This window comes from Mesorhizobium sp. M1252, assembly GCF_040318265.1.
Taxonomy (GTDB): Bacteria; Pseudomonadota; Alphaproteobacteria; order Rhizobiales; family Rhizobiaceae; genus Mesorhizobium.
In genome coordinates, this window is the sequence record NZ_JAMYLX010000010.1 from 30,045 (window position 1) to 52,661 (window position 22,617).

Consider the following 22,617-nt stretch of genomic DNA (forward strand, 5'->3'; position numbering starts at 1 on the left):
CCTTTGCATGTTTTTTCGGTGCCGGCCTTACTTGCCGGCTTCCATCGTGTCGACGGCCTTCTTCAGATTGGCGTCGGGGATTTCGACCTTGGCGGCGCCGCGCAACTGCTTGACCAGTGCGAAATACTTGTCGCGGATCACCGCCTGCTTGGCCTGGTCCTTGACGTCGTCGAAGGCCGGCGGCTGTTTGGTGCGCTTGTCCTCGAGCTTGATGACGTGCCAGCCGAATTGCGTCTGCACCGGCTCCTTGGTGTATTTGCCGATTTCGAGCGCAACTGCCGCCTTGTCGAATTCCGGCACCATCTGCCCCGGGCCGAACCAGCCGAGATCGCCGCCATTGGTTTTGCCCGAGGGATCGCTGGTGTGCTCGTTGGCGAGCTTCTGGAAGTCGGCGCCGCCATCGAGCTGCTTGATGATCGCCTCGGCCTCCTCCTTCGTCTTCACGAGGATGTGACGGGCATGAATCTCATTGACCGGCGGCGTGCTGGCGATTTCCTGATCGTAGCGGGCGCGCACCTCGGCATCGGTAACCTTGTCGACGACGCCCTTCTCGACCATCTCGCCATGCAGCGCGCGCTGCTGCAGGAACGCCATGCGGCGCTGGAATTCGGGATCCTTGTCGAGCCCAGTAGCGACCGCCTGGGCGGCCATGACGCGGATTTCGATGGCCGCCGAAAGGGCGGCGGCGCGGCGCTGCTCGGGTGGCAACTGCGAGAACTGCTGCGACAGCTCGCCCTCGGCAAGCCCAAGGTCCGCCTCGGTCAGCTTCTGGCCATTGACGGTAGCGATGACGGCGTTCGGATCGACGGGGGCTGCCGCCGGCGCTGCTGCGGCATCGGCCGGGGCGGGAGCGGCTTCCTGGGCCATCAGCGGAGACAGCGACAGGGCCGACAGGCCGAAAGCCAGGCCAAGGCTGGCGAGCGACGCACGGCGAAACAGTAAGGACATCAAGATTAACTCCAAGGGGGGATTGGTAGGGCTTGCAGATCAGCCGGATTGTGGCGGAATTTGGCGCTGCCCATAGGGCTAACGCGGCGTTGACATCAGTTGAGCCCCCTCTTATCTGTCCAACGACTTTGCGTCCAGAACCGTTTTCCGGGCGCTTTTTGTGTTTGTCCGCGTTTCACGCGGAATTGATGGGGCCGGCCGGCGCTCATCTCAAAATTGAGAATTCTATCGAAAGGACCATCGGATGGTCAGTCTCGGCGGTCTCGCCCGTAAGGTTTTCGGTTCCTCCAACGATCGTCGCGTAAAATCGACCCGGCCGCGTGTCGAGGCGATCAACGCCATGGAAAACGAGATGCAGGCGCTGTCCGACGCCGAGCTTCAGGCCCGCACGGAAAAATTCCGCCAGGATATCGCCAACGGCGCTACGCTCGATGACCTGCTGGTGCCGGCCTTCGCCACCGTCCGCGAGGCATCCCGCCGCGTGCTCGGCATGCGCCCGTTCGACGTGCAGCTGATCGGCGGCATGGTGCTGCACAATGGCGGCATCGCCGAAATGCGTACCGGCGAGGGCAAGACCCTGGTCGCCACCCTGCCCGTTTATCTCAACGCGCTTGCCGGCAAGGGCGTCCATGTCGTCACCGTCAACGACTACCTTGCCACCCGCGACTCCGAATGGATGGGCCGCGTCTACAAATTCCTCGGCCTCTCGGTTGGCGTCATCGTCCATGGCCTGTCCGACGAGGAACGCCGCGTCGCCTACGCGTCCGACGTTACCTATGCCACCAACAACGAGCTCGGCTTCGACTATCTGCGCGACAACATGAAGTATGAGCGCGCGCAGATGGTGCAGCGCGGCCACAATTACGCGATCGTCGACGAAGTCGATTCCATCCTGGTCGACGAGGCGCGCACGCCGCTGATTATTTCCGGTCCGCTTGAGGACCGTTCGGAAATGTACAACACCATCGATGCCTTCATGCTGCAGCTCGGCCCAGCCGACTACGAGATCGACGAGAAGCAGAAGACCTCGATCTTCACCGAGGAAGGCACCGAGAAGCTGGAAAACCTGCTGCGCGCGGCCGGCCTGCTCAAGGGCGAGTCGCTCTATGACGTCGAGAACGTCGCCATCGTCCACCACGTCAACAACGCGCTGAAGGCGCACCGGCTGTTCCAGAAGGACAAGGACTACATCGTCCGCAACGACGAGATCGTCATCATCGACGAATTCACCGGCCGCATGATGCCGGGCCGCCGCTATTCGGAAGGCCTGCACCAGGCGCTCGAAGCCAAGGAGCATGTGGCGATCCAGCCGGAAAACCAGACGCTGGCCTCCGTCACCTTCCAGAACTACTTCCGCCTCTACAAGAAGCTTTCCGGCATGACCGGCACGGCGCTGACCGAGGCCGAGGAGTTCGGCAACATTTACGGCCTCGAAGTCACCGAGATCCCGACCAATCTGCCGGTCATCCGCAAGGACGAGGACGACGAGGTCTACCGGACGGTCGAGGAGAAGTACAAGGCGATCGTCAAGGAGATCAAGGAAGCGCGCGCCAAGGGCCAGCCGACGCTGGTCGGCACCACCTCCATTGAAAAATCCGAGCAACTGGCCGAGCGCCTGCGCAAGGAAGGGTTCAAGGATTTCGAGGTGTTGAACGCCCGCCACCACGAGCGCGAGGCCGCCATCGTCGCCCAGGCTGGCAAACCCGGCGCCATCACCATCGCCACCAACATGGCGGGACGCGGCACCGACATCAAGCTCGGCGGCAACGCCGAGATGCGCATCGAGGACGAACTGGGCGACATGCCTGCTGGTCCCGAGCGAGAGGCGCGCGAAAAGGAAATCATTGCCGATGTCGAGCGCCTGAAGGAAAAGGCGCTAGCCGCCGGCGGCCTCTACGTGCTCGCCACCGAGCGCCATGAATCGCGCCGCATCGACAACCAGCTCCGCGGCCGCTCCGGCCGCCAAGGCGACCCCGGCCGTTCGAAATTCTTCCTGTCGCTGCAGGACGATCTGATGCGCATCTTCGGCTCCGAGCGCATGGACGGCATGCTGCAGAAGCTTGGCCTCAAGGAAGACGAGGCCATCATCCATCCGTGGATCAACAAGGCGCTGGAAAAGGCGCAGAAGAAGGTCGAAGCGCGCAACTTCGACATCCGCAAGAACCTGTTGAAATACGACGACGTCTCGAACGACCAGCGCAAGGTGGTGTTCGAGCAGCGCATCGAATTGATGGACGGCGAAGGCCTGTCCGAGACGATCGCCGAGATGCGCGAAGGCGTCATCGAGGAGATCGTCACCAAGAACATCCCCGAAAACGCCTATGCCGAGCAGTGGAACGTCGCCGGCCTCAAGGCCGAGGTCGCCGAATTCCTCAATCTCGACCTGCCGGTCGAGGACTGGGTCAAGGAAGAAGGCATTGCCGAGGACGACATCCGCGAGCGCCTGACCAAGGCCGCCGACGACGCCGCCAAGGAGCGCGCCGAGCGCTTCGGCCCAGACGTGATGAGCTATGTCGAACGCTCGGTGGTGTTGCAGACGCTCGATCATCTGTGGCGCGAGCACATCGTCAACCTCGACCATCTGCGTTCGGTCGTCGGCTTCCGCGGCTACGCCCAGCGCGACCCGCTGCAGGAATACAAGAGCGAGGCGTTCGAGCTGTTCCAGGCGCTGCTCGGCAATCTGCGCCAGGCCGTCACCGCGCAATTGATGCGCGTCGAACTGGTCCGCCAGGCCGCCGAAGCGCCGCCGCCCGAAGCGCCTGAAATGTTCGGCAGCCACATTGACGGCACCACGGGCGAGGACGATTTCGAGGGTGGCGAGACCGCACTTCTGGTCCGCCAGGAGAGCAACGCCATCGTCGCTCCAGAAGACCGCGATCCGAACAACCAGGCGACCTGGGGCAAGATCGGCCGCAACGAAGCCTGCCCCTGCGGCTCCGGCAAGAAATACAAGCACTGCCACGGCGCGTTTGCCTGATTTCGAAGGCTAGGTCGGCGGGACAGCACCCCCCTCTGGCCTGCCGGCCTCCCCCTCAAGGGGGGAGATCAGCAGCTTCGGCGCCGTAACTTCTTTCAATTTCGACAATTGGCGAAAGCCACAGTGACAGCCAATCTCCCCCCTTGAGGGGGAGATGTCCGGCAGGACAGAGGGGGGTGCGAAGGATCGCGACCTCTCGGTCCAACCCTCGTCAAAACCTCACAACAACCCCGAATCGCGCGCGGTCGCTGTCGCCTCGCCGCGCGACACCGCATCCAGCTTGCCCAGCACCGCCGAGACATGGTGATCGACCGTCTTTGGCGAAATCGTCAATTGCTCGGCGATCCGCTTGTTGGAGAGGCCGCGTTCGATCAGCTGCAGCACCTGCATCTGGCGCAAGGTGAGGCCGGCGAGGTTGGCGCGCGTCGAGCGGCGCGGGCCGCGGGCGATGCCGCCAACGCCGTTCTTGCGCATGATATCGCGCAGGCGCTGGGCTGCCGGCCTTGCCCCCAGGCCGTCAAAAATATCCAATGCCAGCCGCTGCCCCTCGTCGTCGCCGAGGATGAGCGCCAGTCCGCGCTCGTATGGCGCATTCAATTCGGCCCAGAGTGCCGAAGCCGAACGCCAGTCGCCGGTTAGAAGCAGCCGGTATGGTGTCGCCATGTCGGCGGTGTCGCCGGCCGGCATATCGGGAGAGAGCAATGTTCGCCACAGCGCCAGCTCCCCGACATGGGCACGCGAGCGCACCGGCGTTTCGGCGCGGGTGATCAGCGCCAACGCCTCTTGCCTGTCGGCCAGGCCCAGCCATGCCTGCTCCGCCATCAGCGCCGCGTAAGAGCTCAGCATCTGCAGGTCGCCGCCGCTTCCGACCAGGCGCGCCATTTCGGCGAACAGCGGCTCGGCCGAGGGATCGCCGCGCCTCAGGCGCAGTTTCGCCAATGCCAGCAGCGCCGGAAACCGGCCCACGGTGGTTGTCCGCTCATTGTCGATGACATCGCTTGCCGTCGCGGCGGCCTCATCCCATTGGCCCTGGCGCAGCTGCACATCGGCCAGCATGCCCCTGAGATAGTCGCGCCAGGTGCCGAGGTCGTTTTCGGTGCAATAGTGGATCCCGCTCTCGAGCACCGGACGCGCCGCGTCGTAGCTCATCTGGGTGATCTCGAAACAGGCGCGGTTGGTGAAGGCGCGCGCGGCATGTTCCTGGAAATTGCCTTGGAGCGCAATTTCAAGGCTTTGGTCGAGGCGCAGGCGTCCGGCATCCGGATTGAGCCACTGCTCGACGCAGCCGACATTGTTGAGGGCATGCGAGGCGATGTCGGGACGGTTCATGCGCGCAGCCAGCGCCGCTGCCTTCTCGCCATAGAACAGCGTGTCCTCCACCCTCTCCGACAGCATCGCCAGATGTGAAAGGTTCGAATAGGCCATGGCGAGTTCCGGACCGGCGGGCGCCGCTTCCAGCATCGCCACCGCCTCGGCGCCGAAGGCGGCCGCCGCCTCGCGGTCATCGCCCATTTCGCTCAGCCGGGAGAGCCATCTCAGGCTGTCGCCCTCCTTCAGCCTGTTGCCGTCGGCCTGATGCAACCGGCGCGCCTCGCCCTGCGCCGCAAGCGCGTCGTCGATCTTGCCGATGAGATGGCACTCGAAGGCATGGCTTTCGTAGAGCGCGGCGCGCTCGATCACCGGCAGGCTGTCGGCCTGCTGCAAGGCGATCTCGTAATAGCCGGCGGCATCGCGATGGGCGCCGACGCGCGACGCCTCGCGCGCGGCGATTGGCGCAAGTTCGCGCACCGCCGCCAGATTGTGCGCCTCGACCGCATGATGCACCAGGCGGCCTGTGGAGACGTCGCCATTTTCGAGCAGTGCCGCCAGCGCACGCTGGTTGAACTGCCGCCTGTGCGACGTCGTCAGCATCATTTCGATGGCGCGTCGCGCGATGTCGTGGCGGAAGGCGTAGCCGTCGCCCAGATCGTCAAGCAGGCCGTTGGCGACACACTCGGCCAACTGGCCGGCGCTGGCGACGCCGCACAGGCCTTGCAAGGCCCAGGCGTCGGCGCGGCGCGGAAACACCGACACCGCGTCGAGCATTGCGCGGGCGCCTGGCGACAGCCGTTCAGCCCGCGCCAACACGGCGTCGCGCACGCTTGCCGGCAGCGCCGTTTCGTTTTCGGCGCACAACAATTCGGTGACGAAGAAGGCATTGCCTGCGGTCGCCCGGTAGATGGCGTCGCCATCGCGGCCGGCCGCATCGGCGAGCGACAGCACGGCCGCCTCGCTGAGCAGCGGCACGTCCATGCGCGCCACGCTGCCGGCCGGGATTTCGCCAAGGGCGCGGCGCACGCGCATCTGTCCTTCGCTGCGGTCGGTGCGCGCCGTGAGCAACAGCAGGATGTGGGTGTTGGCGATACGCCGGCCGAGGAAGCGCACGAAATCGAGCGTCGCATCGTCGGCCCAGTGCAGGTCTTCGATCACCAGCAGGCTCGGTCCCTTGGCCGCAAAGGCGTCGAGCGCGTCGGAAAACAGCGGCAGTCTCTGCCCATGCCGGGCATCGATGGCGCGCGGCAGCGCCCATTGCGCTTCACGGGCCAGATCGTAGAGCGGCCCCAGCGGATCTGGGATCGACAGATCCTCGCAAGCGCTGCGCAACATTGCCGCGCTTTGCCCCACACGGGCCGCGAATGCCTCGACAAGCGCCGTCTTGCCGGCGCCGGCCTCCCCCGCCAGCACCGCGACGCGGCCATGGCCGCCTATTGCATCGCCAAGCAGGCTCTCCAGCTGCTGCAGCTGCGTCTGCCGTTCCAGAAGCATCATTGTCATCGTCTCACAGGATCGGAGTTTTCCCACCATGGCGGGCCGCTCACGACTAGCCCGTGAAGAAAGCGCGGCAATGTGACTTTGCACACATTGCCGTGCCTCTTTCCACAAAGAACGACGCCAATATAGGGAATCGTCCCGTCCAATATGGGGAATCGTTCCGATGCGCGGGCTGGGCCGGCGTGGTCAACGTCCAGCCGCGCTCCGATCGAGCGTGAACCAATGGAAAGGAAGCCTTCCATGCCTCGCTATCTGATTGAACGCACATTTCCGGACGGCCTCAACATTCCGATGACCGACATCGGCGCCACTGCGGTGGGCGGCGTCGTCATGCGCAATGCCGAAAAGGGCGTCACCTGGATCCAGTCCTTCGTCACGCCCGACAAGAAGCACAGCTTCTGCATCTACGACGCGCCGACGCCCGAAGCTATCCGCAGCACCGCTCAGAAAAACTCGCTGCCGGTCGACAAGATCACGGAGGTGCGGGTTCTTGACCCTTACTTTTACCTCTGATCCTGCGTTCGGTCGCCACGATGATGAGCATCAAATTGTCCTTCGCGGCCATGGCGAACTGCCTGATGGCCTGCCGCTCGGTGGAATCGGGCCTGTCCTGGGAAAGACCGGCCGGCCAACCTCCGTGCTCGGCCGTCTATGGCGGTTCGCGTCGAAGCTGCCTGCGTATCTGTCTGAAAGGCGGCGCTTGCCCCCGGAAGGCGGCTATCTGAGGCGCGACATCGGGCTATCGGAGCGGGACGTCCTGCAGGAATATTGGCAATATTACTTTTGGGATCGTTGATTTTGCACGGTTTTTAATGGCTGCGGCCAAAGTCCGGCAACGGAAGCCGCATCGCATGAACCGGGACGGACAAACCAAATCCTAAACCAACGCCGCAGGCGTTTCGGCATCGGCCGCCGCCGCCTCGAGCGTCAACAAACGGACGGAAGACCATGACCAAAATGCTTTGGACGACACGCTTCGCGGCTTTCGCCGCCATCTCGATCGCGGCGGGTGCGGCCGCCCAGGCACACGACGCCAATCCGCTGGTCGAAAAGGTGCGCGCAGCCAACAGCCGCTTCGAAAATGTGGCAGCCGCCACCGCCGAAGGCTATGCCCCCATCCCTTGCGCCAGCGGCATCACCGGCGGCGCCATGGGCATCCACTATGTCAACGGCGCCTATCTCAAGGACGATGCCGTCGATGTCGCCAAGCCCGAAGCGGTGATGTACGAGCCGACGGCCGACGGCAGCCTGAAGCTGATAGCGGTCGAATACATCACCTCGAAAGGCCCGGCCTCGCTCGAAGGCCAGCTGTTCAACTTCAACAGCGCCCCCAATCGCTACGGCCTCGGCCCGTTCTACGAATTGCATGTCTGGGCCTGGAAACAGAACCCGACCGGCGCCTTCGCCGACATGAACCCGAACGTGTCCTGCGACGCGATGAAGGGGATGTAACCTTCCGACACCTCCGGCACCGGACACCCCGTGCCTGGCCTTCCCCCTTGGCGGGGGGAGGGGCGAGCGATACGCCGACCGGCTCCCCAGTCTTCCCCGGCGTGCGCTCGCCTTTCGTTTTGCCACCGATGTTGCCAAGCCCTAGGCGCTCGAGCCGATGGCTGACGGAACGATAGGAATATTTTCTTGACACGGTGACGGCAGGTATGCTACATTTTTGTCCATGGTGCTGATTTGCGCCGACGACCCGGCGCCGAGGCGGATTTTTTGTTTTCCTGGGTGATTCACCGCTGTTTGCTTAACGACGCCACCCCGGCCCAAGGCTGGCGTATCCGTTTCTACGCCGCCTTCAGCCGCACCATTTCGGCCTCGAACTCGAACTTCAGCTGCGCGGCTTCTTCTTCCGGCAGCCAGAGCACCATCTGGGGCACGATCTTGCGGTAGAGCCGGACACTGTCCTGATCCCAAGGCAGTGTTTCCGCGCTTCGCGCCTCGGCGATAAGCTTATGCAACCGCGCGCGAACCCGGTCTGGATCGCCATGATAAACAGTCGGCGCATCCTCATCTAACAGTTCGGACTGTTCTTCGGCGCCAAAAAGATCGAGTTGATTTCTTGCCATGTCCACGGACGCTATGGTTCGTTCCTAACCCGGACTATGCCTCATCCCGTTTTCTGAAGCGACCACCCGCGACCGGCTTATCCCGCATTCCCGGCGTTGTCGTCAGTTGACCTTTTCGGAGTCGCCGGGGTGGCGCCGGCATTCGCGGTTTGCCAATCTCCCCACCTGAGGGGGAGATGGCCGGCAGGCCAGAGGGGGGCGCTGTCCCGCCGGCTTGCCCAGCTAAAATCCTGCGAAAGCAGCTTCGTCCACGATCACTTCCTCAACCATCTTAACCCGCACGCCGATCTTCTGCTCCTTGAGCAGATCGCATAGGCTGTCGCCATCGATCAGGTCGATTGCGGGAGCCCCATCGCGCACAGCCTCACGCCGAGCATCCGCGGTAAATGTTCCCGTGGTGATTACAAGGCCCTTGTCGGCTCGGCCCACCATCGCACCGCGAAAGTCACGCACAACCCCTGCTCCGACCCAGCCCTTCCAACGCTTGCACTGGAACAGCACATGGAACGAGAGCAGGTTAACCCGCAATACGCCGGTGCCGTCGATGCCACCGTCGCCGCTCCTCCCGGTGACCTCGACCTTGATGAAGCCAGCCTCTCGGAGGAGCCGCTGGCACAGTCGCTCGAAGGCCGCCGGGTCAAGCGCCAAGAGGATGTCGAGCAATTGCTCGCGCCAATCCTTCAAGGCGATTTCCGCTGCTTCCGCTTCAACCTCCGCGCGCTCAGGGGCAACGACGACCTTCGCCTTGCGCAAGGCTGCGTCTGCCCGCCTCACCAGTCGCACGATCTCTTCCGGAGCAAGTGAGAGCGATGCTCGGCCCTCTGCCGTCAATGTCCACACGCCGCGTTCACTGTTGTTCGTAAGGCCGGCATTCTTCAACCAGCTTCGCGCCCACGCACAGCGATAGTCGAATTTCGACCTCGGCCCATCGCCGACCAGCACCGCCCGCGCTGTGTCGGAAATGTTCATCAACACAGCCGTCTTGTCGTCAATTTCTTCGATTGAAGCCGAGCCTCCGAGTGCGTCCAACGCTCGTAAGACTGGTACAAAGAACTCTGCAAAGGGTGGGACGATGGCTTTCATCTTCCCGCCTGCTTCATCGCTTCAGTGATTGCTACCGTCTCGACACTCACGCGGGTCACCCGCATCAGCAGGTCGATCACCTTCTCCTTGTAATCGGCGAAACGATAGGTGTTGAACTTTTCGCGGATGGTCGGGTCTTTCGGCGTCTTTTCCTTGTACTGGTCAAGAATCCAGTCGAGCCCGGAGCGATTGCCGAGCCGGTAGTCCCAGACCTGCTTCGGAATGCCGGAGAGCTGTGTTTCGGTGTCGAGCCTGATGGTGCCGCTGTCGCGGTCGGCCTTCAGCATCACCTTGGGCGCAACGCCTGCTGCCCGCGACTTCCCATCTGTCGTGTCCAGCCGCTCCAGCGGCCACGGCGCGACCGTCTCGTAGCCGATGTGCAGTTCCATCAGCCGCTTGCCCCACTCCGACCATTTCCAAAAGTCCGGATAGAACGGAATGCGCGGCAACTCGCGCTTCAGATTCAGCGCATATTTCTCGCGATACACCGGATCATGCAACACGCCGTAGACGTAGTGGAAAATGTCATCCTTGGTGAGCGCCGGCTTGCGCGATTTACCAATCTCCCCACCTGAGGGGGAGATGTCCGGCAGGACAGAGGGGGACCCATCGTGCGCGCCTTCTTCATCCTGGCGTGCTATGCCCGAGGGGCGAGCTGCCAAGACCCGCCCATCCTTGCCATAGGCCCTCTGGAAGTCCTTCAGCGCCCAGTCGGTGATATTGTCGACCCGTTCACCGGACTTGGCATAGCGGTAGCGGGGCATTGCTGTCGCAGGATCTGGAACAAACTTGTCATAACTGGGAATGTTACTGGTACTTAAAACCGCGAACTTTGTACGCTTTCCGTTTGACGCGACGATAGCGGGGGTGTGATTACCTGCGACAAAAATCTGAGGCAGTTGATAGAGCATCTCATTGAGATTGTGATCATAATATAGAAATCGACAAACAAATGGTCGGTATGAACTAGGAACAATACTTCCTCTCGAATAGGTAATCTGAGTTCTCTTCTCGAGACTTTTCTTAAGAGATCGCGACCATTTCATTCCTTTGGCAAGGGTTTCCGGCCGCTTTGCATCAGCCAGTCCCATTTTGCACCTGGAAACTTCTGCGTTGTAGACATGGAGTAAAGCGTGAATTTTCTTTTCAACGTCAGATTCGGAAAATCCGTAAACCCACTCATCCCGCGCAGTTACGGCGCCCAAAGAATAAATTTTGAATATTGCCTTCTCGCCTGACTTAGTTTTTGCACCTTTGGTGCTTTTATTTGCTACCGGGATCATCGTTTCCCAATCATTATTTGTTAAATTGATCCAATTCTCCTTGCTATCTGGGCGAATGAGTTCGAATTGAATTTGGCTCAGCGGATTCAGTTGCAAAAAAGCAAACTTGTCATCTCGTGTCGCACGGATATCACATGGATGGATGTAACGGATACTGCAGGGCAGCTTGGATTTTCCGTGTTTCTTAACAAGAAACGTAATAGCTATCCCCACTGCTGCAGAGACGCCAAATATCGTATGATTCTCGTTAAGGAATATCCCATCCAGCCCAGATAACGCACGAATATCACCGCCCAGATCGATAATGTAGGCGAAATCGAACTCATCACTTATCGATCGCCTAAATCCGTCGAATGATCGGCTTTCGATGAAGCTGCGATTAGTAATGAACGCCAGCACGCCGTCGTCGGCCATCCGGTCTGACGCCCAGCGGAAAAACCGAGCGTACATGTCGTATACCTTAGTCTTCTGCGCCGTCGAAAGCCGGATGTAACTCGACTTGATAAGCTGATCGATGCGGGGATATTCGCGGTTCTTATTGTTGTCGTTCTCGTTCGCCTGATTGGCGTTGTAGGGCGGGTTGCCGATGATGACCGAGATCTTCCGCGCATTCTGGCGTTTCACACGGGCGACGTTCTCGTCCGAAAGCCCGGCGAACATGTCGTGCTGATAGCCAGCTTTGATGCCAAGCCCGGCGACATTGTCCAGCGTATCCACGAAGCAGAGGTTGGGAAATTCCGCAAACTGGCCTGAGATCGCTGCATAGGTCGCCTCGATGTTCAGGTTCGCCACATAATAGGGCAGGATAGCCACCTCATTGGCGTGCAGCTCGTTCTTGTATTTGTACGCCAACTTTCGCGGCTGGCCGCGAAAATGCTCCAGCAACTCGCAGATAAAGGTGCCCGTGCCGGTCGCAGGATCGAGAATCTCGACGTGCTCATCGATAAGCTGCTTGCCAAAATGTTTCTGCGTCAGCCAGTCGGCGCCCTCGATCATGAATTTCACGATCTCGTTTGGCGTGTAGACAACGCCCAGCCGGTCGGCCTTTTTCTTGTCGTAGACCTTGTAGAAATTCTCGTAGATCAGCTTCAGGAACTGCTGCTTTTCCTGATGGCTGGAAATCAGAGCCGCGTTGGCGCGAATCGTCGCGTAGTAGGTCTCCAGACCCTTCAGCGTCTCGCGCTTGACCTGCCCGGTGAAGAATTTTGCCTCCAGCGCATAGAGCTCTTTCGCGATGTTATTTTCGTGATGAAAGTCGCTGTTGTCGAAGACATGGGCGAAGATTTCCTCTGTCAATATGTGCTGGATCAGCATCTCTCGCACATCAGCCTCGCCGACTGACGGGTTGATCGTATCCTTGGCGTGCTGCAGGAATTTGTCCGCCGCCGAGCGGAAATCCGGATTTTTGTCATACGCCGTGTCGATGCGTTCGCGCAGTGCAGTCAGCACCGCCGGAATATCGTGCTTGAACTGTTCGACCGCCTTGCGGAAATCGCGGATTTCCTCTCGCTCGTACTTGAAGAACAGCGAGACCAGCTTGAGCAGTTTTTCGGTGTCCGTCATGGAGCAGCGAAAAACTTCCTGCCGGTTCTGAATCAGAACTGCCGTTTCCGAATTCTCGAAAATGATGTTGTCCTGCGGGTAGCCCTTCGCCAGTTTCTTGCGGATTTCGTCATCGAGATCATCGGCCGTGTCCTTGGCCTCCCAATAGCCAAGCGGCACGCGCAAATCGTGGAGGATCGTGCCGTCAGGACGGATGCGGTTCTTCTGCGGGGACAGAAATTCGTACTGGCTGATGAAATGCAGATTGTTCTGCCGCGACCACGCCTTCAGCAAATCCTTGAACGCTTCCGAGATCACGCCCTCGGTAATCGAGCCGGAGAACTTCCTAAGTCTGTCAATTTCGTTGAGATACTGCTGAACTAAAAGCTGGCTCATGTCCCCTCCGCGCAGCGGCATTAGAGCCGAACGTTTTCAGTTGTCAAAGGTTGATCGCAAGGCGGTGGCGCCATCCCATAGGCACCGCCTCTCGGCTGTCGACCGGCTCCCCAGTCTTCCCCGGCGTTCGCTCGCCTTTCGTTCTGCCACCGGCTTGACGATTGACGTACCTTGCACACGCGGCCGTCCTTGGCCCCTCGGCGCACCCGCACCTGCCCACCCTTTCTTAAGGTGTTTCGGATACATCGAAAGCTTGGAAACAGGCGGAAAACGGAGAGACATCGGGGTGCGCTTTTCCGCGGCGACGACGGCCGGGCGGTTCTTGCCGCAGCGCTTGGCGTTGCGCATGGGGCCGCTGCTTGGCCGGATCGATGCGGTGCTGTTCACCGCCGACGAGCGCGGCGAAGCCGGGCGCATGTCGCTGATCGCCTTTGCCATCCGCATCGTCAGCGCCGTCATCGCCTTCATCAGCCAGGTGCTGATGGCGCGCTGGATGGGCTCGTTCGAATACGGAATCTTCGTCCTCGTCTGGGTGACGATGGTCATCGTCGGCAACCTCGCCTGCCTCGGCTTCCACACTTCGGTGATCCGCTTCATCCCCGAATACCGCGAACGCAACATGCTCGCCGAACTGCGCGGCATCGTGGTCGCCAGCCGCCTGTTCGTGCTGATTGCCTCGACCGCGATCGCCGGGCTTGGCGCACTGGGCGTCTGGCTGTGCGCGAACTGGATCGAGAGCTACTATGTAATGCCCTTCATCCTCGGCCTGTTCTGCCTGCCGATGATCGCCATGGGCGATCTGCTGCAAGGCCAGTCGCGCGCCAATTCCTGGGCGTTGTTTGCGTTGTCGCCGACCTATCTGGTGCGGCCGGTGCTGATCCTGGCGCTGATGGCGCTGATGCTGGCAATGGGCTATGCGCCCGACGCCAGGACAGCGATCTTCGCTTCGATCGCCGCCACCTACGCCACCACGCTCGGCCAGCTCATCGGCGTGACCACACGCATGGGCAGGAATATCCCGGCCGGGCCGATGAAGGTGCATTTCGCCGAGTGGTTCATCGTCTCGCTGCCGATCTTCCTGGTCGAGAGCTTCTTCTTCCTGCTCACCAACGCCGACGTGCTGATGGTCGGCGCCTATCTCCAGCCCAATGACGTCGCCGTCTATTTCGCCACCGTCAAAACGCTGGCGCTGGTGCATTTCGTCTATTTCTCCGTCAAGGCCGGCGTCGCCCAGCGTTATGCGCAGTTCACCCATGGCGAACCGGAAAAGCTCGCCGCCTTCGCCCGCGAGACCGTGTCATGGACGTTCTGGCCGTCGCTGCTGATGGCGCTGCTGGTCCTGGCGCTCGGCGAACCGATGCTGGTGCTGTTCGGGCCCGAATTCACCGCCGGCTATCCGCTGCTGTTCCTGCTTGTGTTCGGCGTCGTGGCGCGCGCCGCCGTCGGCCCTTGCGAAAGCCTGTTGACGATGAGCGGCAACCAGAACATCTGCGCCGCCGTCTATGCAATGACGCTGGCCTTCAACATCGGCCTCAACGTGGTGCTGATCCCGCTCTTTGGCCTGTGGGGGGCGGCGATCGCCACCAGCCTCGCCATGGTCTTCGAGGCCAGCGCCCTGTCCTTCACCGTCTGGCGCAAGCTCCGCATCGTCATGCTGATCTTCGTGCCCGCTGCCGAGGGAGCCGCCTGATGGCCGCCATCCCGCTGATCGAGGAAACCAGCGGCGGCCCGGCCGGCGCAATGGTGTCGGGCCTTGCCGGCCTGGCGCGCGACGCCGATCCGGCGCATCTCGAGATCCTCGCCAACAACCGGCCGCTGCGCAAGCTGGCGATCTATCCGGCTTCGGCCGGCTTCGAACTGGTCGAGGAACTCGACTATCTGTGCACCCGCACGATCGAGCCCAACGTCTTCTTCAACCCGCGCTTTCTGGCGCCGGCCATGCCCCGGCTGGAAGATCGCGAGGTCAAGCTGGCGGTGATCCGCGACGGCGACGAATACCGCAACCGGCTACGCCTGCTGGTGCCGTTCTCGGTCGAACGGCCGGCCGTGCCGCTCGGCGTTCCGGTGATGCGCACCTGGTCGAGCCCGTTCGGCCCGATCGGCACGCCGCTGGTCGACCATGACGACCCGATCGGCGTCGTCGAGGATTTCTTCGGCATGCTGTCGCGGCCGCATCTGAAGCTGCCGAAGGTCTTCGTGCTGCCCGACATACGCCTCGACGGCCCGTTGGCCAGCGTGCTGGCCACCGTTGCCGAGACGCGCGGCCTGACAATGGTCACCACCGGCAAGGCGGACCGGCCGGTGCTCGAAAGCACCCTCGACGGCGAGGCCTATTTGAAAGCATCGCTGCGCGCGCACCACTACCGCGAATTCCGCCGCCTGAAACGGCGCCTGGGGGATCTCGGCAGGCTGGAACATATCGTGGCGCGGGGACCGGACGAAATCCGCCACGCCATCGAAAGTTTCCTGACGCTGGAGGCGGCCGGCTGGAAGGGCCGCGAGCGCACCGCCATGGCCATCGACCGCTACCGCGCCGCCTTTGCCCGCGAAGCCGTGCACCGGCTGGCCGAGCACGACATGTGCCGCATCCATTCGCTGACGCTGGACGGCCGCACGATCGCCTGCCTGGTCGTCTTCGTCGAAGCCGGCGTCGCCTACACCTGGAAGACCGCCTATGACGAGACGCTGGCGACCTATTCGCCGGGCACGCTGCTGATGATCGAGGTGACCAGGCAGCATCTCGACGACCCCAACATCATGATGACGGATTCCTGCGCCGTGCCCGACCACCCGGTGATGAGCCGGCTGTGGAGCGAGCGCAAGCCGATGGGCTCGCTGGTGATCGGGCTGACGCCGGATGCCGATCGGCTGGCCCGCCAGGCGGCTTCGCAGCTGCACCTCTACCGCGAAACCCGCAACATGGCCCGCCTGCTGCGCAATCGCGTGAAGAGTTTGCTGGGACGGCGATAGCCACTGGATCAACGGCAAGACACCAGCTATGGCTCCGGCGGCAATTTCGGCCGGCCTTCACGACAAGCCATCCTGATGATCAGAACCTTTTTGCGTCACGCCGGTCCCCGTGCGGCCTTTTTGCTGCTTGCGCTGCTGCCTGTCCGCGCCTGGGCCGATAGCTGTCCCGAGGATTGCAGCGAGCCCGCGCCGTCCATCAACATCTACAGCCACACCGCCGCCGGCCATCTCAGCCCGGCCACGCTGGGTGCACTGCCGCGCGTCTATGTGCCGAACCGCTCCTCCAACAGCGTCACGGTGATCGACACCATGACACTCAAGGAAGTCGACAGGTTCCCGGTCGGCAGCAAACCGCAGCACGTCGTGCCGTCCTGGGATCTGAAGACGCTCTGGGTCGCCAACAATGGCACCGGCAAGAACGGCAGCCTGACGCCGATCGACCCGATGACCGGCAAGCCCGGCCCGCAGATCGCCGTGGACGATCCCTACAATTTGTATTTCATGCCGGGCGCGGCCATCGTCGTCGACGAAGCCCTGGAGCGGCTCGATTTCCGCGATCCCGACACCATGGCGCTGAAGTCGAGCCTGCCCACACCCACTTGCCCCGGCATCAACCACGCCGATTTCTCGGCCGACGGCGCCTACGCGATTTTCACCTGCGAATACGGCAATGGCGGACTGGCCAAGATCGACCTGAAGAACCAGAAGGTGCTTGGCCATCTCGACTTTTCGAAAATGGGCATGCCGCAAGACATCCGCCTCTCGCCCGACGGCAAGGTCTTCTACGTCGCCGACATGATGAATGACGGCGTGTTCCTCGTCGATGGCGACAGTTTCAAGGAGATCGGCTTCATTCCGACCGGCATCGGCGCCCATGGCTTCGTCGTCAGCCGCGACGGCAAGCGGCTTTACGTCTCGAACCGCGGCTCGCACAAGATGGAGCAGGGCAAGGCAAAGGGCCCAGGCAGCGTGAGCGTGATCGACTTCGCTACCCGCGCGGTCGTCACGCAATGGCCGATCCCCGGCGGCGGCAGCCCCGACATGGGCAACGTCAGCGCCGACGGCAAACAACTATGGCTGTCCGGCCGCTTCGACAGTGCCGCCTACATGATCGACACGACATCAGGCGCGGTGACCAAGTTTCGGGTTGGCTCAGAGCCGCACGGCCTGACGGTGTGGCCACAGCCGGGGCGGTATTCGCAAGGGCATACGGGGAATATGCGCTAAGTCCGTGTTCGAGGCGCGGCTCGCACGCAAAAGGTCGCAAGGGCAACCGCCCATCGGCCGGGACCCGGAACGAGCAGGGGCTTTCCTTGGAAACCGCGAAGCTGTAGCTCCACACACTGGTTTCGGATACTGCCAGAAGATGAACCTTCGCCGCATCGTCCTCATCGTCGCGCTTCTCAATCTTGCCTATTTCGGGATCGAGTTCGCTGTGGCGCTCGCCATTGGATCAGTGTCCCTGTTCGCCGACAGCATCGACTTTCTTGAAGATGCTTCCGTGAACCTCCTTATCCTGCTCGCACTTGGGTGGTCTGTGCGCTCCCGTGCGCGGGTGGGGATGGCATTGGCGCTCATCCTTCTCATGCCGGGTCTGGCAACGCTCTGGACGGCTTGGGAGAAGTTCAACGTGCCGGTGCCGCCGCAGCCCATCGCCTTGACCTTGGCGGGACTTGGCGCTCTCGCCGTCAACCTGTCCTGCGCCTACATGCTGGCCGCGCACCGGCATCGTGGCGGCAGCCTCACAAAGGCGGCCTTCCTGTCGGCCCGCAACGACGCCTTGGCCAACATCGCCATTATTGCCGCAGGGTTGGTCACGGCCTTGCTCTGGCATTCCGCGTGGCCCGATTTGGCGGTGGGATTGGGGATCGCGGTCATGAACGCCGACGCGGCCCGCGAAGTGTGGGAAGCTGCCCGTGAAGAACACCGTGCGGCGGCCTGAGAGCACGTAGAGCGGGGCTACCGGCCGCCGCTGATTGGCGCTATCGCTGTCATCCTCAGCAGCCGCGGTTGGCTCTGTGTTCGAGGCACTGTTCGAACCCGGAGGGTTCGCAAGGGCGACCGCCCGTCGGCCGGTCAGGCCGCCCCATCGGAGCCCATGAGCGAAGCGAACTGGCGTGAGATCAAAAATGGTGCCCCTAGCCGGAATCGAACCAGCACTCCTTGCGGAACTCGATTTTGAGTCGAGCGCGTCTACCAATTCCGCCATAGGGGCTCAGGCCAGGAGGCCTGGATGGGCGCGGACTATACGGTCGGAGGCCTGTTCGTCAACTGGCCAAATGCGCCGCCGTGCCCTGCTTGCGGCAAAAGCCCGCCTTTCTGTTTCATGACGCTCCTGCCATTGTGCGGCGCGGAAAATCTTTCTAGACAGACGCGCATCAAAGCGCGTTGCGTCTGGGCAACCTGCATCCAGGAGAGCCGATGCTTCGCGGACTTTACGACTGGACCTTGTCGCTGGCGGCCCGCAAATCCGCCGAATGGTGGCTGGCCTTCATCGCTTTCGTCGAAAGCTCGGTGTTTTTCATACCTGCCGACGTCTTGTACCTGCCCATGGCGTTGGCGCGGCCCGAACGCGCCTATCGCTACGCGCTGACCGCTACTGTCGCGTCGGTGCTGGGCGGCATTGCCGGCTGGCTGATCGGTTACTATGCCTACGACACGATAGCACGGCCGATGCTGGAGCACTTTGGCGGCCTTGACGCGTTCGAGAGGTGGCAGTCGGCCGGCACCGGGCTGATGCTGGTGCTGCTCGTCACATCGGGTGCCGCCCACCTGCCGCCGATCAAGGTGGTCACCATTCTGGCAGGCGCCCTCCACGTCAACCTTTTCGTCTTCATCGTCTCCGCCATCCTGGCGCGTGGCGCTCGTTTCCTGCTTCTTGCCTGGCTGCTGCGCCGCTATGGCGAGGAGATCAAGGAATTCATCGAGAAGCGTTTGGGATTGATCGTCGGCGCCGGCGCCGCCGCCCTGATTTTGCTCTATATCCTCGTCAAATACGCCTTCTGACCGCCCAAGGCGGGCGGTGGGTCAGGACTATGCCGGCGGACGGCGAATTCAACGGACGAAACATGACAGCCACGATGACAGCCGATACCGGACGCCAGCGGACGCGCACCGCTTTGTTTCTCGCCGTCGCCATGGCCGCCACGGTCGGCTCCGCGCTCGCCTTCCAGCACATAGGCGGCTACATCCCCTGCCATCTGTGCCTGGAGCAGCGCACGCCCTATTATATCGGCGCCCCGCTGATGCTGCTGGCGGTGATTGCCTCGATGCTTAGCGCGCCCGCATGGCTGACGCGCGGCCTGCTTGCCGTCGGCGGCCTGCTGATGCTCTATGGCCTCTATCTCGGCGTCTATCATTCGGGCGTCGAATGGGCCTGGTGGCAGGGCCCGGCCGATTGCACGGCCGGCGCCGGCCCGGTCGACACCGGCGGCAAGGGCGTGCTCGACGCGCTCGACAAATTCGTGCCGCCATCCTGCGACAAGGCAGCCCTTCGTATCCTCGGCCTGTCGCTGGCCGGCTGGAACGCCATCGCCAGCTTCATCCTCGCCGCCATCGCCTTCCGCGGCGCGCTGGCGCGCGACTAATCAAGTGCGAGGTCGCGCCATGCGGCCAGTCTCTAAATGTTGGCACCGCCCCTCATTGCCCTGCCGGGCATTTCTCCCCGTATAGTGACGGGGAGAAAGACGCAGTCATCAATGGTATCGCCAATCCCGAACGCTGAAAGAAGGGCGCAAATTTGCAGCCAATTCCCTTCTCCCCGTCACTATTCGGGGAGAAGGTTGCGGCAGCCGGATGAGGGGCAGCACCTGACATCGGCGATTGCCCTGGCAAGGCCGATCGGGCCAATCCCTACGGCTCCAACTCCACATCCCAGTAGAGATAATCCATCCAGCTTTCATGCAGATGGTTGGGCGGGAACAGCCTGCCATTGTTGTGCAGGTCGTGCACGGTCGGCTGGTAGGGCTTCTGCAGCGGCCACATCTTGGCGTGCGCCGGCATCATGCCGCCCTTCCTCAGATTGCAGGGTGAACATGCGGCCACGACATTCTCCCACGTCGTCGCCCCGCCGCGATGGCGCGGGATGACGTGGTCGAAGGTCAGATCCTCGGGCGTGCCGCAATACTGGCACTGGAAGCGGTCGCGCAGGAACACGTTGAAGCGGGTGAATGCCGGGTGCCTCGACGGCTTCACATAGGCCTTCAGGCTGACGACGCTGGGCAGCTTCATCGAAAAGGTCGGCGAAGACACCGCATGCTCGTATTCGGCGACGATGTTGACCCGGTCGAGGAACACCGCCTTGATGGCGTCCTGCCAGGACCAGAGCGACAAGGGGTAATAGCTGAGCGGACGGTAATCCGCATTCAGCACCAGCGCAGGAAGCCCATCCGGAGATACGGCAACCGTCACCTTGTTGACCTCCTCGTTCTAGAACCGATCGGCGCGGATACTGTAAGCCCGACATGACAGGGATGTGAAGCGGATTGTCACTCGTCAAAAGCGGCAAAAATGCAGGATTTTAACGCTTTTTTGCCGATTCAGGCCGGGGGTGCTGCGTCCCTGCCCCTGGTTTCGCGATAATAGGACCAGAAAAGCCGCGATGCGACACCTCGCCACGGGCTCCATGATTCGGCCAGAGCGATCAGTGTTTTCTCCGGCGGACGCGGCTCTATGCCGAGCGCGTGGCCAACCGCGCTCTGCAGCGCGACGTCGCGCGCGGGGAAAATATCGGGGTGGCCGGCGGCAAACAGGAGATAGACTTCCGCCGTCCACGGGCCGATGCCCGGCACCGCGATCATAGCCGCGATCGCCTCTTCGGCGTCGAGCGAACAGAGGTGATGCAGGTCGAGCCCGTCAACCACGGCCTGCGCAACCGCGATCAGACCGCGCTGCTTCGGCCGCGACAGCCCGGCCTCGCGAAACATGTCCTCGCCGGCGGCAAGGATCGCCTGCGGCGTCAGCGGAGCGACCAGTTTCACCAGCCGGCCGAAAATCGCATCGGCGCTCGCACGGGATACTTGTTGCGAAACGATAATGGAGGCCAGGCTTCGAAAGCCGGGCTCCGACAGCCGCAGCGGCACCTCTCCGGCCATGCCGCGCACCTTTTCCAGGCGCGGATCGATTGCGCAAAGCGCATCCAGCCCGCGCGCAATATCGTCCAGTGTCGCGATGCGTTGCATGTTTTCTTGTTCCTGAACCGGCCGCACGGTAGCAATTGGCAAAACCGCTGCACAACCCGATTGCCGCTTGTGAGATGACGCTCCTGACATTCCGCTTCGCGCCGAGCCCGAATGGCGAACTGCATCTCGGCCATGCCTATTCGGCACTGCTCAACCAGCAACTGGCGCGTGCGGCCGGCGGCCGCCTGCTGCTGCGCATCGAGGACATCGACACGATCCGCTGCACGCCTGAATTCGAGGCCGGCATCTTTCGCGACCTCGAATGGTTAGGTCTCGAATGGGAACAGCCGGTGCGGCGCCAGGCCGAGCATTTCACCGACTATCAGGCCGTGCTCGACCGGCTGGTCCGCGAAGAACTCGTCTACCCTGCCTTCATGAGCCGTGGCGAGATCAGGGCCTTCATCTCCGACAGCGAAAAGCGCGGCCGCGACTGGCCGCGCGACCCGGACGGCGTGCCGCTTTATCCCGGCGCCGACAAGGCGCTGCCGATCAGCGAACGCAACCGCCGCATCGCCGAAAATGCGCCCTTCGCCTGGCGCCTCGACGTTAAGGCGGCGCTGGCGCGCGTCGGCACGGATTTGTCCTGGCGCGAATTCACCAACGAGACGCTTTCGGCGACGCAGCGCGTCGAGGCGCGTCCGCAGGACTGGGGCGACGTCATTCTGGCGCGCCGCGACATCCCGACCAGCTATCACCTGGCCGTCGTCGTCGACGACGCTCTGCAAGGCGTCAGCCATGTCGTGCGTGGCCGCGACCTCTATTCCGCGACCGGCATCCAGCGCCTGCTGCAGGAATTGCTCGGCCTCGGCCAGCCGCAGTATTTCCACCACCGTCTCATACTCGGACCGGATGGGCGCAAACTGTCGAAGAGTTTTGCTGATACCGGCCTTGCCGCGCTGAGGCAGGCAGGCATGTCGCCGGACGATGTCAGGCGGCTGGTCGGGCTCTGACTAAAGCCGGGCCAGCCCCGCCTTGAGCAGCGCCAACGCGCCGATAAACGCGAAGGCGCCGCCCAGTCCCCAGGCAACCGCGAGCTTCAGATCTCTCAGGACGATGCCATGTTCGTTCGCGGCCATGACCGCGACGAAAAAGCCGAGCGTGAACAGCAATGTGTTGCCGGTCGACCCAAAACCGTCCTCCTGCATGATGGCGTCGAGCGCTGAACCGAAGAAGAAGCCGAACACGGCCACACTGGCCACCGTCATCAACAGCCAGCTTGTGTCCAGATGCAACAGCATGCGCGCTCCCTGTCGAAGCCAAAACGCCATGTCGCCGGATCGATCGACAGAAGTCGATTGCCCTGACGCCGCCCTTTGAATTCGGCCACCTCCTACATCAGGATGAGCTTATGTACC

Annotated in this window: 19 protein-coding genes and 1 tRNA gene; 11 read left to right on the forward strand and 9 right to left on the reverse strand. The window is 62.3% G+C overall.

Going from position 1 to position 22,617, the window contains the following annotated elements:
• Positions 1 to 27 precede the first annotated feature (27 nt).
• Positions 28 to 948: a peptidylprolyl isomerase gene (locus NKH22_RS20305; protein ID WP_023686683.1), complete on the reverse strand. Its 921-nt coding sequence runs from the start codon at positions 946 to 948 to the stop codon at positions 28 to 30.
• Between the two features lie 244 nt (positions 949 to 1,192).
• Between NKH22_RS20305 and secA the strand changes: the two genes are divergently transcribed.
• Positions 1,193 to 3,925 (forward strand): preprotein translocase subunit SecA, encoded by a 2,733-nt coding sequence (secA, locus tag NKH22_RS20310; RefSeq protein WP_023694004.1) that lies wholly within the window; start codon positions 1,193 to 1,195, stop codon positions 3,923 to 3,925.
• Positions 3,926 to 4,144: 219 nt separating this feature from the next.
• Here the strand turns inward: secA and NKH22_RS20315 are convergent, their stop codons facing one another.
• Positions 4,145 to 6,733, reverse strand: coding sequence for a helix-turn-helix transcriptional regulator (locus tag NKH22_RS20315; protein ID WP_352910732.1), 2,589 nt, complete (start codon positions 6,731 to 6,733; stop codon positions 4,145 to 4,147).
• A gap of 243 nt (positions 6,734 to 6,976) precedes the next feature.
• Here NKH22_RS20315 and NKH22_RS20320 point away from each other — a divergent pair, with 243 nt between their 5' ends.
• The 3 genes from NKH22_RS20320 to NKH22_RS20330 all read left to right on the forward strand — a co-directional run bounded on the left by NKH22_RS20320 (position 6,977) and on the right by NKH22_RS20330 (position 8,188).
• Positions 6,977 to 7,249 carry a DUF4242 domain-containing protein gene (locus tag NKH22_RS20320; protein WP_023685308.1) on the forward strand — a complete coding sequence of 91 codons (273 nt, stop codon included), beginning with the start codon at positions 6,977 to 6,979 and terminating at the stop codon, positions 7,247 to 7,249.
• Positions 7,227 to 7,532: a hypothetical protein gene (locus tag NKH22_RS20325; RefSeq protein ID WP_352910734.1), complete on the forward strand. Its 306-nt coding sequence runs from the start codon at positions 7,227 to 7,229 to the stop codon at positions 7,530 to 7,532. Before NKH22_RS20320 ends, NKH22_RS20325 begins: the two co-directional genes overlap by 23 nt.
• A gap of 152 nt (positions 7,533 to 7,684) precedes the next feature.
• Positions 7,685 to 8,188, forward strand: coding sequence for a hypothetical protein (locus NKH22_RS20330; protein ID WP_352910737.1), 504 nt, complete (start codon positions 7,685 to 7,687; stop codon positions 8,186 to 8,188).
• A gap of 338 nt (positions 8,189 to 8,526) precedes the next feature.
• Here NKH22_RS20330 and NKH22_RS20335 read toward each other — a convergent pair whose 3' ends face one another.
• The 3 genes from NKH22_RS20335 to NKH22_RS20345 all read right to left on the reverse strand — a co-directional run bounded on the left by NKH22_RS20335 (position 8,527) and on the right by NKH22_RS20345 (position 13,112).
• Complete coding sequence (locus tag NKH22_RS20335) at positions 8,527 to 8,814, reverse strand: hypothetical protein (protein WP_352910740.1); 288 nt, start codon at positions 8,812 to 8,814, stop codon at positions 8,527 to 8,529.
• A 216-nt stretch (positions 8,815 to 9,030) separates the two neighbouring features.
• Positions 9,031 to 9,891 (reverse strand): restriction endonuclease, encoded by an 861-nt coding sequence (locus NKH22_RS20340; protein WP_352910743.1) that lies wholly within the window; start codon positions 9,889 to 9,891, stop codon positions 9,031 to 9,033.
• A complete protein-coding gene (locus NKH22_RS20345; RefSeq protein ID WP_352910746.1) occupies positions 9,888 to 13,112 on the reverse strand; it encodes a type ISP restriction/modification enzyme in 3,225 nt (1,074 codons plus the stop codon). Before NKH22_RS20345 ends, NKH22_RS20340 begins: the two co-directional genes overlap by 4 nt.
• Before the next feature lie 286 nt (positions 13,113 to 13,398).
• On the opposite strand from NKH22_RS20345, the gene NKH22_RS20350 reads away from it, so the two are divergent.
• The 4 genes from NKH22_RS20350 (at position 13,399) to NKH22_RS20365 (ending at position 18,024) form a co-directional block, all read left to right on the forward strand.
• Complete coding sequence (locus NKH22_RS20350; RefSeq protein ID WP_352910749.1) at positions 13,399 to 14,802, forward strand: lipopolysaccharide biosynthesis protein; 1,404 nt, start codon at positions 13,399 to 13,401, stop codon at positions 14,800 to 14,802.
• Positions 14,802 to 16,082, forward strand: coding sequence for a GNAT family N-acetyltransferase (locus NKH22_RS20355; protein ID WP_023751708.1), 1,281 nt, complete (start codon positions 14,802 to 14,804; stop codon positions 16,080 to 16,082). The genes NKH22_RS20350 and NKH22_RS20355 overlap by 1 nt, the downstream gene beginning before the upstream one ends.
• Before the next feature lie 75 nt (positions 16,083 to 16,157).
• A complete protein-coding gene (locus tag NKH22_RS20360) occupies positions 16,158 to 17,309 on the forward strand; it encodes a YncE family protein (protein ID WP_023673758.1) in 1,152 nt (383 codons plus the stop codon).
• 139 nt (positions 17,310 to 17,448) lie between these two features.
• Entirely contained in the window at positions 17,449 to 18,024 is a 576-nt protein-coding gene (locus NKH22_RS20365; RefSeq protein WP_023673757.1) for a cation efflux transmembrane domain-containing protein, read from the forward strand.
• 188 nt (positions 18,025 to 18,212) lie between these two features.
• Here the strand turns inward: NKH22_RS20365 and NKH22_RS20370 are convergent.
• Positions 18,213 to 18,297: transfer RNA gene (locus NKH22_RS20370), tRNA-Leu, on the reverse strand.
• Positions 18,298 to 18,503: 206 nt separating this feature from the next.
• Between NKH22_RS20370 and NKH22_RS20375 the strand changes: the two genes are divergently transcribed.
• Positions 18,504 to 19,088 carry a YqaA family protein gene (locus NKH22_RS20375; RefSeq protein ID WP_023815696.1) on the forward strand — a complete coding sequence of 195 codons (585 nt, stop codon included), beginning with the start codon at positions 18,504 to 18,506 and terminating at the stop codon, positions 19,086 to 19,088.
• Positions 19,089 to 19,150: 62 nt separating this feature from the next.
• Positions 19,151 to 19,669 (forward strand): disulfide bond formation protein B, encoded by a 519-nt coding sequence (locus NKH22_RS20380; RefSeq protein WP_023731053.1) that lies wholly within the window; start codon positions 19,151 to 19,153, stop codon positions 19,667 to 19,669.
• Between the two features lie 265 nt (positions 19,670 to 19,934).
• On the opposite strand, the gene NKH22_RS20385 is transcribed toward NKH22_RS20380, so the two are convergent.
• Together NKH22_RS20385 and NKH22_RS20390 are read right to left on the reverse strand one after the other, a co-directional pair.
• Entirely contained in the window at positions 19,935 to 20,492 is a 558-nt protein-coding gene (locus NKH22_RS20385) for an HNH endonuclease (protein ID WP_008874122.1), read from the reverse strand.
• A gap of 128 nt (positions 20,493 to 20,620) precedes the next feature.
• Complete coding sequence (locus NKH22_RS20390; RefSeq protein ID WP_023698697.1) at positions 20,621 to 21,262, reverse strand: DNA-3-methyladenine glycosylase family protein; 642 nt, start codon at positions 21,260 to 21,262, stop codon at positions 20,621 to 20,623.
• 74 nt (positions 21,263 to 21,336) lie between these two features.
• On the opposite strand from NKH22_RS20390, the gene gluQRS reads away from it, so the two are divergent.
• A complete protein-coding gene (gene gluQRS, locus NKH22_RS20395; protein ID WP_352910753.1) occupies positions 21,337 to 22,212 on the forward strand; it encodes a tRNA glutamyl-Q(34) synthetase GluQRS in 876 nt (291 codons plus the stop codon).
• On the opposite strand, the gene NKH22_RS20400 is transcribed toward gluQRS, so the two are convergent.
• Positions 22,213 to 22,500, reverse strand: coding sequence for a hypothetical protein (locus NKH22_RS20400; RefSeq protein WP_023701414.1), 288 nt, complete (start codon positions 22,498 to 22,500; stop codon positions 22,213 to 22,215). It abuts the gene before it with no gap.
• Between the last annotated feature and the right edge of the window lie 117 nt (positions 22,501 to 22,617).